Genomic DNA, 13,030 nt, shown 5'->3' on the forward strand with positions numbered 1-13,030 from the left:
GCGCATTATTTTTTCAAGTTAACCCCAACAAGACGAATTAGAAGGAATATCTCTTACAGTGGCTCGTGACTATTACGGCATCCTCGGTGTTGATAAAAACGCAACTGACCAGGAGATTAAGAAGGCCTACCGCAAAATGGCCCGCAAGTATCACCCGGATCTAAACCCGGATGATGAAACCGCGGCTGAGAAGTTCCGCGATGCCGCGCTGGCTCAGGAGGTCCTACTGGATCCGCAAAAGCGCCAGATCGTGGACATGGGCGGCGACCCCATGGAACAAGGCGGCGGTGGCGCCGGTGCGGGTGGATTTGGCGGCTTCGGTGGCGGCGGCCTGGGCGATATCTTCGCCGAGTTCTTTGGCGGCGGTGCTGGCGGCTCCCGCGGCCCGAAGTCCCGCGTCCAACCGGGCAATGATGCCCTGCTGCGCACTCGCATTACCTTGGAAGAGGCCTATACCGGCTTGAAGAAGAAGGTCACCGTGGATACCGCCGTGCTGTGTGATACCTGCGGCGGCACCGGCTCTGAGTCCAAGTCCAAGCCGGTTACCTGCGATAATTGCAACGGCATGGGTGAAATCCAGGAGATGCAGCGCAGCTTCTTGGGCAACGTGATGACCACCCGCCCGTGCCCGAAGTGCCAGGGCTTTGGCGAGGTCATCACCGATCCATGCAACCACTGCGCCGGCGACGGCCGCGTGAAGAAGCGTCGCGATATTACCGTTAATATCCCGGCCGGCATCAACGACGGCATGCGCATCCGCATGGCGTCCCAGGGCGAGGTCGGCCACGGCGGCGGCCCGGCCGGTGACCTCTATGTTGAGGTCCACACGGAGGAGCACCCCGTCTTCCAGCGCAACGCCGATGATTTGAACCTCACCGTGCGCGTGCCGATGATTGACGCCGCCTTGGGCACCAACTTCACCATCGACCAGCTCAATGGCGAAGAGCTCACGATCGATATCGAACCGGGCACCCAGCCGGGTGAGTCCATCAAGGTCGACGGTGCCGGCATGCCGCGCCTGCGCACCGATGGCTTTGGCAACCTCTTTGCCCACGTGGACGTCGTCGTGCCAAAGGACCTGGACCGCAAGACCCGCGAGTCCCTGGAGAAGATTCGCAACTCCCGCGACGAGGGCGCGCGCGTGCGCACCACCGGCGACGGTCAAGAGGAATCCTTCTTCAGCCGCATCCGCGATAAGTTCCGCCGCTAATGTCGCTCCCCGTCTTCATCCACCCGGACCTTTCCGCCGCGCGCACCGGCGAGGCCTTCAGCCTCTCTGGCCCGGAGGCCCGCCACGCCGTGACGGTCAAGCGCATGGGGGAGGGCGAGCGCCTCGAGCTTATCGACGGCACCGGTATCCGCCTCACCCTCACCATCACCGCCGCCACGGGCAAGGACTCCCTAGAGGGCATGGTTGAGTCCATCGTCACCACGCCTGAGCCCACCCCGCGGGTGACCGTGGTGCAGGCCATCCCGAAGTCCGAGCGTGCCGAGCTCGCCGTGGATCTGGCCACCCAAGCCGGCGCCGATGAGATTATCGCCTGGCAGGCAGACCGCTGCGTGGCCAAATGGGACGGCAAGAAGGCACCAAAAGCGGTGGCCAAGTGGCAGGCGGCCGCAGATTCTGCGGCCAAGCAATCCCGCCGCGCCCGCATCCCCCAGGTGCGCGGCCCGCTGACCACCCCGCAGCTCGTCCAAGAACTCAGCCGCGACCGTGCCGCCGGTGATGCGGCGGCTGCACCCACCGTGCTTGTCCTGCATGAAGAAGCCACCGCCTCCATCAAGGATGTCACGCTCGCAGACGATGTCGTTCTGCTCGTCGGCCCCGAGGGCGGCATCGGTGACGCCGAGCTCGATCGCCTCAAGGAGGCCGGCGCCACGCCTATCAAGCTCGGCCCGGAGGTGCTGCGCACAGCCAGCGCGGCAATGGTGGCGCTGGCGGCAATCGGCATGCGCACCCAGCGGTGGTAGCCGGCGCTGGTAGCCTAAAGCACGTGCCTATCATCACGAAGAAATGTGAGCTAGATTCCGCCTACGTCAGCATCGTGCTGGGTAGCGCGGACTATAACTTGCGCGTGCTCAATAACCGCCTGGATGCGGACCTTTTTGCCCGCGGCAATGTCGTTACTATCACCGGTCCCGATTATGAGGTGGCCCGCGCCGCGAAGATCCTTGACGAGCTCGAAGCCATCGCCCGCCGTGGCCACGCCGTATCCACCGATACGGTCAAGCACACGATGGACATGGTGGCGGTAGAGGCGCCGCAGTCGGTTTCGGCGGCGCTGGCGGCGGACATCGTCAAGCGCCGTGGCAAGGCCGTCCGCCCAAAGACGGTGGGCCAGTCCGAATACGTGCAGGCCATCGACGATAATACGGTGGTCTTTGGTATCGGCCCGGCCGGTTCCGGCAAGACCTACCTCGCGGTAGCCAAGGCGGTGCAGGCTCTGCAAACCAAGCAGGTCTCGCGCATTATTCTCACCCGCCCGGCTGTAGAGGCAGGGGAGAAGCTGGGCTTTTTGCCGGGCACGCTCAATGACAAGATTGATCCGTACCTGCGCCCGCTATACGACGCCCTGCGGGACATGCTCGATCCAGAGATGATCCCTAAGCTCATGGAGGCCGGCATCATCGAGGTCGCTCCGTTGGCCTATATGCGCGGCCGCACATTGAACGATGCGTTTGTCATCCTTGATGAGGCCCAAAACACCACGCCCGCGCAGATGAAGATGTTCCTCACCCGCCTGGGCTTTGGCTCCAAGATCGTGGTCACCGGCGACGTCTCCCAGGTGGATCTCCCGCATGGCCAGGTCTCCGGCCTGCGCATCGTGCGCCGCATCCTGCGCAACGTGGAGGATATTCACTTTGCGGACTTGGGAGCGAAAGACGTGGTGCGCCACCAGCTGGTCGGGCGCATCGTCAATGCCTATGAGACCTTTGATAATAAGAAAGCCGCAGAATACGAGGGAATGGAATGAGTATCGAGTTTCTCAATGAATCCGGCTTCGAGGGCGTCAACGAGGAGATGCTGATTGACGTCGCTTCTTATGCCTTCGGCGCCATGGACATCAACCCCGATGCCGAGTGCACAATTACCTGCGTGGATTTGAAGACCATCGAGGATCTCCACGTGCGCTGGATGGACCTGGAAGGCCCTACCGATGTCATGAGCTTCCCCATGGATGAGCTCACCCCCGGTGCGATTGCTGGTGGCGGCCGCCCGGATGCCGCCGATCCAGGCCCGGCCATGTTGGGCGATATTGTGTTGTGCCCCGAATTCGCATTGCGCCAGGCCGATGCCGCTGGGCACTCCCTAGGTCACGAGCTTGCCCTGCTTACGGTCCACGGCTGCCTGCACCTGCTGGGCTATGACCACTCCACTCCGGCCGAGGAAAAGGAAATGTTCGGCCGCCAAAACGAGCTGCTTGCGGATTGGTACGACGATGTGGCCGATCGTGGCGTGGCTTATCAGCCCAAGCCTTCCGGGCCGAAGGCTTTTCCCGATGCCGCCGAACGCGCCAACCTGGACAAGCAGGTTCCCGGTGGGGGAATACCTGCGGTGGGAGAACCACAAGATCGCCCGGAAGAATAATTTTTCGCTTTCTTTTGTGAGCGCGTGCGCCGCATAGCACAATGGAAACCTATGACTATCCTTTCCATCCAGTCCCACGTCACCTACGGCCACGTTGGCAACTCTGCGGCCGTCTTTCCTCTGCAGCGCGCCGGCCATGAAGTATGGCCGGTCCACACGGTGAATTTCTCCAACCACACTGGCTACGGTGACTGGGGCGGGCCGATGATTCCGGCCAGCGATGTCACCTCCATTATCGATGGCATTGAAAAGCGCGGTGCCTTCCCACAGATTGACGCCATTCTGTCTGGCTACCAGGGCGGCGCCGACATTGCCGACGCCATCGTGGAAACCGTCCGCCGCATTAAGGCCGCTAACCCCAAGGCGCTTTACGCCTGCGATCCTGTAATGGGCAATGCTAAGTCCGGTTGCTTTGTCTCCGATGAGATCCCGCCGCTGCTGCGTGACCGCGTTGTGCCCGTTGCCGATATCATCACCCCCAACCAATTTGAGCTGGGCTACCTCACCGATTCCGAGGTCGGTACCCTCGATCAGACCCTCGCCGCGGTGAAGAAGGCGCAGGAAATCGGTCCAAAGACCGTTCTGGTTACCTCCGTCAAGCGTCCCGAAACTCCAGAGGGCCAGATTGAGATGCTCGCCGTTGACGGCGACCGCGCCTTCCTAGTGTCCACGCCACTATTGCCGTTTAAGCGTAACGGCTCCGGCGATGTCACCGCCGCCTTGTTTACCGGCCACTACACCGAGACCAGCGACGTTAAGGAGTCCTTGCGCCGCACCGCCTCCTCTGTCTACGACCTGCTGGAAAACACCTATGAGGCCGAGACTGCTGAGCTTCAGCTCATCCAGTCTCAGGATGTATTCGCACACCCGCGCATGCAGTTCCACGCGGAGGAGCTTTAGGCCTGGGCAATCTCTACGGAAAGCCCATTGTTGCGGACCCTATCCAGTGAGAGGTTAGGTTGCCTAGCGCAGCACTGCGGCGTAATGCCACGCTAGGTCTAGCTTGATTTGGCCGAGCTGAGGATGCAGCCTCAGCTCGGCTTTCTTTATCTGCTCCTTGTATTACTTTCCGAGTCTCTCATATGAGACACCCACGCCTGCTTAAAAGTGGTATGGCGCACCATGCCCTATTAATATGGCGGCAGTCACGTTCTCATCAAGTAGAAGGAGCTCACCATGTCTAGTACCGGAAGCATCAGCGCCTCTCCCGACGGCCTTTTGATGGCACTCATTCAGTACCCCGTCCCCGTGGTTAACACCCCAGAGGACGTCCAAGCCAGCGTGGATGAAATCTGCCGCATGGTTGCCTCCACCAAGGCGGGCTACCCAGATCTCGATCTCATTGTCTTCCCGGAATATTCTTCCTCCGGTCTCAACACCAAGATTTGGTCCTATGATGAATTCCTCATTGGTCTCGATGATCCCAAGGTAGATCAGTTCAAGCAGGCTTGTAAGGAAAATGACGTTTGGGGCGTCTTCTCCATCATGGAGCCCAACCATGAGGAAGGAAAGCCGCCATTTAATACCGCCATCATCATCAACTCCGATGGCGAAATTGCGCTGCACTACCGCAAGCTCCAGCCATGGACTCCTATCGAACCGTGGTACCCAGGCGATTTGGGTATGCCGGTATGTGACGGTCCCAAGGGTTCCAAGCTCGCCGTGAATATCTGCCACGATGGCATGTTCCCCGAGCTGGCACGCGAGGCCGCTTATAAGGGCGCCAATGTCTATATCCGCATTTCTGGCTACTCCACGCAGACCCAGGATCAGTGGATCATGACCAATAAGACCAATGCCTTCCAGAACCTCATGTTCACTGCTTCGGTGAACCTGGCTGGCTATGACAACACCTTCTACTACTTCGGTGAGGGCAACGTCTGCAACTACGATGGCCACATGATTTCTGAGGGTCACCGCAACCCCGGTGAAATCGTCACCGCCGAAATCTTCCCAGAATTGGCCGATAAGGCTCGCATCAACTGGGGCCTTGAAAACAACATCTTCAACCTGGGTAACCGCGGCTACGTTGGCTACCCCGGCGGCAAGACCGAAAACTATCTCACCTGGGTCGAGGACTTGGCCAAGGGCGAATACAAGCTCCCGTGGGCTGACGACGTCCGCATCAAGGACGGCTGGAAGTACTACCCGGACGGCCCGCAGCTTGGACCGCTGCCGGACGAGTTTAAGTAAGCTTCACTAATTTAGCGGCAAGCCCTGCACCCGTTTCGACGGGCGCAGGGCCTTGGTGTTGTCCAGCGTGCGGTCTTTTTGCTGCTAATACTCGTCGCCTTCTACCGCACCTGTATCGGCATCGGCTGGCGTATCTAACACTGCGTCAGACTCTGGTGTGTATCCGGCATCTACGTCGCCATAGTCATTAAGCGAATCTGAAGGCGGAAGGCCTCCATTGCACAGCTCGGCCCATTCTTCGGGGTACTTATATTGTCCGCCTGGACCACCGCAGACTTCTTCAGCCCGAACAGCTCTTTGTAGCTCTGGAGTGTTGCAGAGCTCAGTTGGGTGCCAAGAGCCATCGGAAAAATGGCCAAACGCGCCTAGCCCGTCATCGCAATACAGCAACTCTGGCTCCGCAGCTGCAGCCTCGGCCTGGGTCTCTGGCTCTGCAGCAACGCTATTTGCAGGTTCTTCAGGCATGCTCTCTTCGCCGCTGCTGGTAGCAGCAGAAGAGGCCGTACTCGAAGAGCTGGTGGCGGACGAAGAAGAGGTCGTCGCAGAGGTAGTGCTCGTCTCTGCTGATGGCTCGGAATCGGGGAGGAGCAGGCGGAGAGGAAGAGGGTAAGAGCAGCGCTCAAAATGAGCGCAGGAGAGGTGCGGGGCATGGAGGAGCCTTTCCGGGGAGGCAGCACGGTTTGTGCTGGGGAGAAGAGGTTTCTCCATAGATTAGCCCTATTCTGTACCGCTGGTAGAAATTGGCTGTGAACTAATCGGAGATTTTGGCTCTGTGGGCTATTATTGCGGGTAATGAGTTCTGATTTTGATGCACAGTTTGATGCGGCATTCGAGGGTCTTCCAGAAGACCCCGATGATGCCGTGCCGGAAGGCGCCGAGAATGCGGCCGCCCCGCTTGACTATTCGCAGTACACCGACACCCCGGAAGGATTCCGTTCCGGCTTCGTGTCCTTTGTCGGCCGCCCGAATACCGGTAAATCGACGCTGACCAATGCCCTGGTAGGTCAGAAGATTGCGATTACGGCTGACCAGCCGGAGACCACCCGCCACACCATCCGTGGCTTGGTACACCGCGAAGATGCCCAAGTAATCGTCGTGGATACGCCGGGCCTACACCGCCCGCGCACCCTGTTGGGTGAGCGCCTCAATGAGGTAGTCAAGGATACCTACGCCGATGTGGATGTCATTGGCCTGACCATCCCGGCCGATGAGAAGATTGGCCCGGGTGACCGCTGGATCCTGGACAACGTGCGCTCCATTGCGCCGAAGACGCCGATCATCGGCATCGTCACCAAACTGGATAAAGCCAGCAAAGACCAGGTAGGCGCACAGCTTTTGGCCCTGCACGAGCTACTTTCCCAAGATGACCCGAATGCGGTAGTCATCCCGGTGTCCTCCAAGGAAGGTGTACAGCTTGATGAGCTCGTGCAGGTCATCGTGGATCACCTGCCAGAAGGCCCGAAGTTCTACCCAGATGATCACATCACCGATGAAGGCCAGGAAAAGCGCATCGAGGAACTCATTCGTGAGGCTGCATTATCCGGCTTGAAGGCGGAGCTGCCGCACTCGGTGGCGGTGCAGGTGGATGAGATGTTGCCATCGCGCACCCGTGAGGGTGTGCTGGATATCCACGCCATTTTGTATTTGGAGCGGCCTGGCCAAAAGCGCATTATCGAAGGCAAGGATGGCCTGCGCTTCCGCCGCATTGTGGGCAATGCCCGCAAGGAGATCATCGAGTTGCTGGGCCAGAACGTATACCTAGACCTGCGCATTAAAGTGCTGAAAAATTGGCAGTCTGACCCGAAGTCGCTGGGTAGGCTCGGGTTTTAAACCACTATGCGCGAGAACTATCGTGACCGCGCAGTGGTCATCCGCACCTACGATTTTGGTGAGGCCGATCGCGTCATTGTCCTACTCACCCGCGATCACGGCCTCGTGCGCGCGGTGGCCAAGGGCGTGCGCCGTGCCAAGTCGCGCTTTGGCTCGCGCCTGCAGCTCTTCGTTAACCTTGATGTTCAGCTGTACGTGGGCAAGAACCTAGCCACCATTTCCCAAGCGGATACGGTGGATTACTTTGGCGCGCGCCTCATCGAGGACTATGAGCGTTACACGGCGGCCTGCGCGGTGCTGGAGTCAGCCGAGCGCCTGGCTTTTGCCGACGCAGCCCATGACCCCTACCTCTACGAATCCGTCACCGCGACCTTGGAGCGGCTGCAAACTGCGGACCCAACCATGACTCTGGATGCCTTCTTGCTGCAGGCGATGGCGCATGCCGGTTGGGCGCCGAGCCTTTTCAACTGTGCCCAGTGCAACCGGCCCGGCCCGCACCACGCCTTTCACCCGGCAGTCGGCGGGGCGGCGTGCCACGAATGCCGGCCGCCGGGTGCAGCCGAGGTGGATCCGGAAACGCTGCATCACCTGTGGCTTTTAGCGCATAACTACCCGACGAATCCCACGAATGCGCAAAAGCAGGAGGGGCATCGCCTAGCGCGGGCGCACCTGCAGTGGCACATGGAGCGCAATGTTTCCGCATTGCAGGTAATGGAGCAGTAGAATATAGCCCGTGATTACGCCAGACCCGAACCGCACTTTGACCCCGCCGAATATCCCGGATGAGTTCATGCCGCGCCATATTGCGCTGGTTATGGACGGCAATGGCCGCTGGGCCCAAGAGAAGGGCATGAAGCGCACCGAGGGGCATAGGCGCGGCGAAGCCGTGCTTCTTGACGTCGTCGATGCCTGCCTGGCCGCCGGCGTTCCTTATCTTTCGGCATATGCCTTCTCTACGGAGAATTGGCGCCGCAGTCCCGAGGAGGTCCGGTTCCTCATGGGCTTTAACCGCGACGTGCTGCGCCGCCAGCGCGAGTGGCTCAACGAGCGGGGCGTGCGCGTGGTGTGGGCTGGGCGCCGCCCGCGCCTGTGGCGCTCAGTGATTAAGGAGCTCGAGGCCGCCCAAGAGCTGACCAAGGATAACACCAAGATGACCTTGGCCATGTGCGTGAACTACGGCGGTAGGGCAGAGCTGGTGGATGGTTTTCGGGACATCGCCAAGCAGGTTGCAGCCGGCGAGCTCACCCCGCGCGATATTAAGGAAGAAACCATCGCACAGCATCTCTATGACCCGGGCATGCCGGATGTCGATCTCTTCCTGCGCCCGTCCGGAGAGAAGCGCACCTCCAACTTCCTACTGTGGCAGTCGGCTTATGCGGAGATGATTTACCAGGATAAGCTCTTCCCAGATTTCACCCCGGAGGATCTCTTCGCCGCCATCGAGGAATACGCGCGGCGCGACCGCCGCTTCGGTGGCGTTAAGAAGTAACGCGCAGCACCAAAGTGGTGTGCTTTATACCTCGGGGATAAAGATGTCCTCGATTCGGCAGGAAAAGTGGCGCGCGATCTGAAATGCGAGGGGGAGCGAAGGATCGTAGCGCCCCTTTTCAATACTGATGACCGTTTGGCGCGATACGCCTAGCTCCGTGGCTAAGCCCTGCTGGGAGAGACCTTGGCTCTCGCGAATCTCTTTAAGCCGGTTGTCCATGGCTTAGCTTGCCGCCCGCTTGTGGGCAAAGTAGCTAATGCCAAAGGTGCCGGTCACAAAGACTCCCAAGATGATAGTGAGCAGGGTGCCCGAAACGTGGAAATCCCAAAAAGAGGAGGCGATGCCAAGTCCGCCGATGCCAAAGAGCATGGCGTGCAGGGTGTTTTCGGAGGCTTGCGAATACCAATGGGATTCGATGGAATTTTCCGGATCGGGTGTTGCCCCACGGATGGTGTCTCGATCCACCATGAATCCCCAGCTAGCCGCCGTAGCTACAGGAAATAGGCACAGTGCGTACACAGCAAACGCTAGTAGCGGTGAATCATCGTGTACGAAAGCGGCCACGATGGCACCGGCGGCTGCAGCAAGGCCCGCGCCTGCTGCAACGGATAGTGTGATGAGCTTGGTTTGGGTGCCGCCAAACTTGGGGCGGCCAAAGCGGGTGGTCTGCAAGGAAGCCTCTTCTAACAAGTGATTGTAAAGCGTGCTTGACGCCCACTATATGTCAAGCATCCTTTACTGTAAAGGGTGCTTTACTGTCCCGGGTAAATTCATTCTTAAGGATGATTGACGGCCTTTTAGGGTAAAAGCATGGCAGAAGACGACATCAGGCTAAAAGACGCACTAATCGGAATAGTGGCAATCATCTCAATGGATGTCCTATTGGTAGTGACAGTTTTTGCCATGCTGAAGACCGGTTTGACCACGGGTGGGCTCGGTGTAGTTCTGCCTGCTGCACTTGTTATTTCAGTGGTAGTGCCGACTGTTGCGTTGGTGTATTACCTCAAGCGTCGGGGAATTAGTCTCGGCTTTGTTCCCTTAGGTCGACGTGGTTGGCACTTATTGTGGCAAGTTCCTCTCGCCATTTTTGTAGCGGGAGTCGCTGCCGCGATTGTGGGGCCGCTGTTGGGGCTATCGCCCTCGGAAAGTACATCTGCAGCAGATGGACGCGGTGTCATGGTGGTCGTTTCTTTGGCCTCCTATCTTTTGCTGGCACCGCTGGTGGAAGAAATTGTGTTTCGCCGCCTGCTGATGGGGTATCTAGATCGCAGCGTCCCAGCGTTTGCCAGCGTGATCCTCAGCTCTTTGCTATTTGGTCTCGTCCATATTGCGCCGCCGGTCATGGTGTATGCGACGTTTCTAGGAATGGGGTGCGCGCTTGTAACCCGCTTCCACAATTCGCTGCGCGCAGGCTTTATTGTGCACTTGGTCAATAATGTGGTCGTGCAGTTGATTGCGGTCTCGGCGCTATAGTCTTGGCGTGGAAGGCCCTGCCACAGTCGGGCCGCGCAAGAAAACCCCAGGCTCCGGAGTGGAGACTGGGGCTAGGGGAGGAGCGGCTTCACTAGGCGGAGTGGGGATGCTTAGGCGGAAGCGGCGCAGTTGCTGCAGATGCCAAAGACCTCGGCATCGTGGCCGGTGAGCTCGAAGCCGTACTCCTTGGCCACGGAGGTCGCCCACTTTTCAATGGGGCCGCCGTCGATTTCCTCGGTGCGGCCACACTTGGTGCATACCAAGTGGTGGTGATGGGCGTCGGTCTCGCAATGGCGGTAGAGGGTTTCGCCATTGGGCATGTGGAGCGCGTCCACTGCATCGATATCGGTTAGGGACTGCAGGGTGCGGTACACGGTTGTCAGACCCACCTTTTCCTCCCGCTCCTGAAGTTCGTGATAGATCTCCTTGGCGGAGGCGAATTTCTCCATATCCCGCAGCACCTCGACGACTGCGGTGCGCTGCTTGGTATTGCGCGCTCCTAGTTTGGGAATACTGTCGTGTAAAGCCATGACCTTTATATTATCAATTCTTTTTCAACAACTGCATAGTCAGGCGGCTTTATATGCAAGGAGGGGAGGGCTAGGAGGCGATCCTGGCGGCGTCGGCAAGCAAGTCCAATACCTGCGGCGCAATGAGTGAGTAGGTCACCTCGCGCCCGCTGCGCTCGGAGTCAACAATGCCCGCTTGCTTGAGAACGCGCAGGTGCTGGCTAATGAGCGGCTGAGACTTGCCGGTGGCTTTGACGATCTCGTGTACAAAGTGATCGCGTTCGGCCAGGCGGGAGATGATGGCGATGCGTAGGGGCGAATCGAGGGCAGCGATCACGCCGGCGGCCGCAGAACTATTAATCGCCGTATCAGTGGTCGTCATAGGGAATGTCACTTTCAATTAAATACCTATTACCTGTCGGGCACCCTTATATTACCCGATGTGTTCAATAACTCGTATGTATTTCAAATTAAATTCATGCCCTAATCCACCGCCGGCAAGCGCTTAGGGTTAGACTGAACGAGATTGTCAAGACTGTCCCCTACCAGAGGAGTCCGAAAACTTATGGCATCCGTCATCGATACCGTTGTAAACCTGTGTAAGCGCCGCGGCTTGGTCTACCAGGCAGGTGAAATTTACGGCGGTTCCCGCTCCGCGTGGGACTACGGCCCTCTTGGTGTAGAGCTCAAGGAAAACATCAAGCGTCAGTGGTGGCGCCACATGGTCCAGTCCCGCGCAGACGTCGTGGGTGTCGATACCTCCGTCATCCAGCCACGCCAGGTCTGGGTATCTTCCGGTCACGTTGAAGTATTCTCCGACCCGCTGGTGGAATCCCGCCACACCGGTAAGCGCTACCGTGCCGACCACCTCATTGAGGCCTACGAGGAAAAGCACGGCCACGAGCCAGAAAACGGCCTGGCAGATATCAATGACCCGGAAACCGGCCAGCCGGGTGACTGGACCGAACCGAAGGCTTTCTCCGGCCTGCTCAAGACCTTCCTTGGCCCAGTCGATGATGAGCAGGGCCTGCACTACCTGCGTCCGGAGACCGCACAGGGCATCTTCGTTAACTTCAAGAACGTGATGACCTCCTCGCGCATGAAGCCGCCGTTTGGCATTGCGAATATTGGCAAGTCCTTCCGCAATGAAATTACCCCAGGTAACTTCATCTTCCGCACCCGCGAGTTCGAGCAGATGGAGATGGAGTTCTTCGTTAAGCCAGGCGAGGACGAAGAGTGGCACCAGTACTGGATCGATGACCGCTATAACTGGTACGTGGACCTGGGCATCAAGGAAGAAAACCTGCGCCTTTACGAGCACCCGAAGGAAAAGCTCTCCCACTACTCCAAGCGCACCGTGGACGTGGAGTACGCCTTTGGCTTCAAGGGCTCCAAGTGGGGCGAGCTGGAAGGCGTGGCTAACCGCACCGACTATGACCTGTCCGTACACGCCAAGGGCTCGGGCGAGGACCTGTCCTACTATGACCAGGCCAATGACGAGCGCTGGATCCCGTACGTCATCGAGCCGGCCGCCGGATTGGGCCGTTCCATGATGGCCTTCCTGGTTGATGCCTACGACGAGGAAGAAGCTCCCAACGCCAAGGGTGGTACCGATAAGCGCGTGGTCCTGCGCCTGGACCGCCGCCTGGCCCCCATCAAGGTAGCCGTGCTTCCGCTTTCCAAGAAGGAAGAGCTCTCTGAGCCTGCCCGCAAGTTGGCCGATAAGCTGCGCGCTTATTGGAACGTGGACTTTGACGTCTCCGGTGCCATCGGCCGCCGCTACCGTCGCCAGGATGAGATTGGCACCCCGTTCTGCGTCACCTTCGACTTCGACACCCTCGAAGACGATGCCGTGACCGTGCGCGAGCGCGACACCATGGAGCAGGAGCGCGTGAAGCTCGATGACCTCGAGGCTTACCTCGCCTCCCGCCTGATTGGGTGCTAGGG

17 protein-coding genes are annotated in these 13,030 nt (G+C 59.1%); 12 read left to right on the top strand and 5 right to left on the bottom strand.

The window, feature by feature from the left end; genetic code table 11:
* Nucleotides 1-58: 58 nt before the first annotated feature.
* The 6 genes from dnaJ to WMP97_RS02785 all read left to right on the top strand — a co-directional run bounded on the left by dnaJ (nucleotide 59) and on the right by WMP97_RS02785 (nucleotide 5,782).
* Entirely contained in the window at nucleotides 59-1,210 is a 1,152-nt protein-coding gene (gene dnaJ, locus WMP97_RS02760) for a molecular chaperone DnaJ (protein WP_200288779.1), read from the top strand.
* Nucleotides 1,210-1,971: a 16S rRNA (uracil(1498)-N(3))-methyltransferase gene (locus tag WMP97_RS02765; protein WP_200288780.1), complete on the top strand. Its 762-nt coding sequence runs from the start codon at nucleotides 1,210-1,212 to the stop codon at nucleotides 1,969-1,971. The genes dnaJ and WMP97_RS02765 overlap by 1 nt, the downstream gene beginning before the upstream one ends.
* Before the next feature lie 23 nt (nucleotides 1,972-1,994).
* A complete protein-coding gene (locus WMP97_RS02770) occupies nucleotides 1,995-2,975 on the top strand; it encodes a PhoH family protein (protein ID WP_340439735.1) in 981 nt (326 codons plus the stop codon).
* Nucleotides 2,972-3,589 (top strand): rRNA maturation RNase YbeY, encoded by a 618-nt coding sequence (gene ybeY, locus WMP97_RS02775; protein WP_200288782.1) that lies wholly within the window; start codon nucleotides 2,972-2,974, stop codon nucleotides 3,587-3,589. The genes WMP97_RS02770 and ybeY overlap by 4 nt, the downstream gene beginning before the upstream one ends.
* A 51-nt stretch (nucleotides 3,590-3,640) precedes the next feature.
* Entirely contained in the window at nucleotides 3,641-4,489 is an 849-nt protein-coding gene (gene pdxY / locus WMP97_RS02780) for a pyridoxal kinase PdxY (protein WP_200288783.1), read from the top strand.
* Between the two features lie 276 nt (nucleotides 4,490-4,765).
* Nucleotides 4,766-5,782, top strand: a complete 1,017-nt coding sequence (locus tag WMP97_RS02785) for a formamidase (protein ID WP_200288784.1) — start codon at nucleotides 4,766-4,768, stop codon at nucleotides 5,780-5,782.
* Nucleotides 5,783-5,866: 84 nt separating this feature from the next.
* On the opposite strand, the gene WMP97_RS02790 is transcribed toward WMP97_RS02785, so the two are convergent.
* The gene (locus tag WMP97_RS02790; RefSeq protein WP_200288785.1) at nucleotides 5,867-6,247 is read right to left on the bottom strand and encodes a hypothetical protein; all 381 of its coding nucleotides are present in this window, start codon (nucleotides 6,245-6,247) and stop codon (nucleotides 5,867-5,869) included.
* Here WMP97_RS02790 and WMP97_RS02795 point away from each other — a divergent pair.
* From WMP97_RS02795 to WMP97_RS02810, 4 genes are all read left to right on the top strand, one after another.
* Nucleotides 6,246-6,392, top strand: coding sequence for a hypothetical protein (locus WMP97_RS02795; RefSeq protein ID WP_234288166.1), 147 nt, complete (start codon nucleotides 6,246-6,248; stop codon nucleotides 6,390-6,392). The two genes, WMP97_RS02790 and WMP97_RS02795, sit on opposite strands and share 2 nt — an antisense overlap.
* A 182-nt stretch (nucleotides 6,393-6,574) precedes the next feature.
* Nucleotides 6,575-7,612, top strand: coding sequence for a GTPase Era (gene era / locus WMP97_RS02800; RefSeq protein WP_200288786.1), 1,038 nt, complete (start codon nucleotides 6,575-6,577; stop codon nucleotides 7,610-7,612).
* A 6-nt stretch (nucleotides 7,613-7,618) separates the two neighbouring features.
* A complete protein-coding gene (gene recO / locus WMP97_RS02805) occupies nucleotides 7,619-8,335 on the top strand; it encodes a DNA repair protein RecO (RefSeq protein ID WP_049361567.1) in 717 nt (238 codons plus the stop codon).
* A gap of 10 nt (nucleotides 8,336-8,345) precedes the next feature.
* The gene (locus tag WMP97_RS02810) at nucleotides 8,346-9,101 is read left to right on the top strand and encodes an isoprenyl transferase (RefSeq protein WP_259825551.1); all 756 of its coding nucleotides are present in this window, start codon (nucleotides 8,346-8,348) and stop codon (nucleotides 9,099-9,101) included.
* A gap of 24 nt (nucleotides 9,102-9,125) precedes the next feature.
* Here the strand turns inward: WMP97_RS02810 and WMP97_RS02815 are convergent, their stop codons facing one another.
* Both WMP97_RS02815 and WMP97_RS02820 read right to left on the bottom strand, forming a co-directional pair.
* Nucleotides 9,126-9,320, bottom strand: a complete 195-nt coding sequence (locus WMP97_RS02815) for a helix-turn-helix transcriptional regulator (protein WP_239205122.1) — start codon at nucleotides 9,318-9,320, stop codon at nucleotides 9,126-9,128.
* A 3-nt stretch (nucleotides 9,321-9,323) separates the two neighbouring features.
* Nucleotides 9,324-9,791, bottom strand: a complete 468-nt coding sequence (locus WMP97_RS02820; protein ID WP_234288167.1) for a hypothetical protein — start codon at nucleotides 9,789-9,791, stop codon at nucleotides 9,324-9,326.
* Between the two features lie 120 nt (nucleotides 9,792-9,911).
* Here WMP97_RS02820 and WMP97_RS02825 point away from each other — a divergent pair, with 120 nt between their 5' ends.
* Nucleotides 9,912-10,574: a CPBP family intramembrane glutamic endopeptidase gene (locus WMP97_RS02825; protein WP_200288790.1), complete on the top strand. Its 663-nt coding sequence runs from the start codon at nucleotides 9,912-9,914 to the stop codon at nucleotides 10,572-10,574.
* Nucleotides 10,575-10,684: 110 nt separating this feature from the next.
* Here WMP97_RS02825 and WMP97_RS02830 read toward each other — a convergent pair whose 3' ends face one another.
* Together WMP97_RS02830 and WMP97_RS02835 are read right to left on the bottom strand one after the other, a co-directional pair.
* Nucleotides 10,685-11,104 carry a Fur family transcriptional regulator gene (locus WMP97_RS02830; RefSeq protein ID WP_049361563.1) on the bottom strand — a complete coding sequence of 140 codons (420 nt, stop codon included), beginning with the start codon at nucleotides 11,102-11,104 and terminating at the stop codon, nucleotides 10,685-10,687.
* Between the two features lie 70 nt (nucleotides 11,105-11,174).
* Nucleotides 11,175-11,465: an ArsR/SmtB family transcription factor gene (locus tag WMP97_RS02835; RefSeq protein WP_200288791.1), complete on the bottom strand. Its 291-nt coding sequence runs from the start codon at nucleotides 11,463-11,465 to the stop codon at nucleotides 11,175-11,177.
* A gap of 183 nt (nucleotides 11,466-11,648) precedes the next feature.
* Between WMP97_RS02835 and WMP97_RS02840 the strand changes: the two genes are divergently transcribed.
* Nucleotides 11,649-13,028 carry a glycine--tRNA ligase gene (locus WMP97_RS02840; RefSeq protein ID WP_200288792.1) on the top strand — a complete coding sequence of 460 codons (1,380 nt, stop codon included), beginning with the start codon at nucleotides 11,649-11,651 and terminating at the stop codon, nucleotides 13,026-13,028.
* Nucleotides 13,029-13,030 lie beyond the last annotated feature (2 nt).

The sequence above is a fragment of the Corynebacterium sp. KPL4072 genome (assembly GCF_037908395.1).
Lineage (GTDB): Bacteria > Actinomycetota > Actinomycetes > Mycobacteriales > Mycobacteriaceae > Corynebacterium > Corynebacterium kefirresidentii.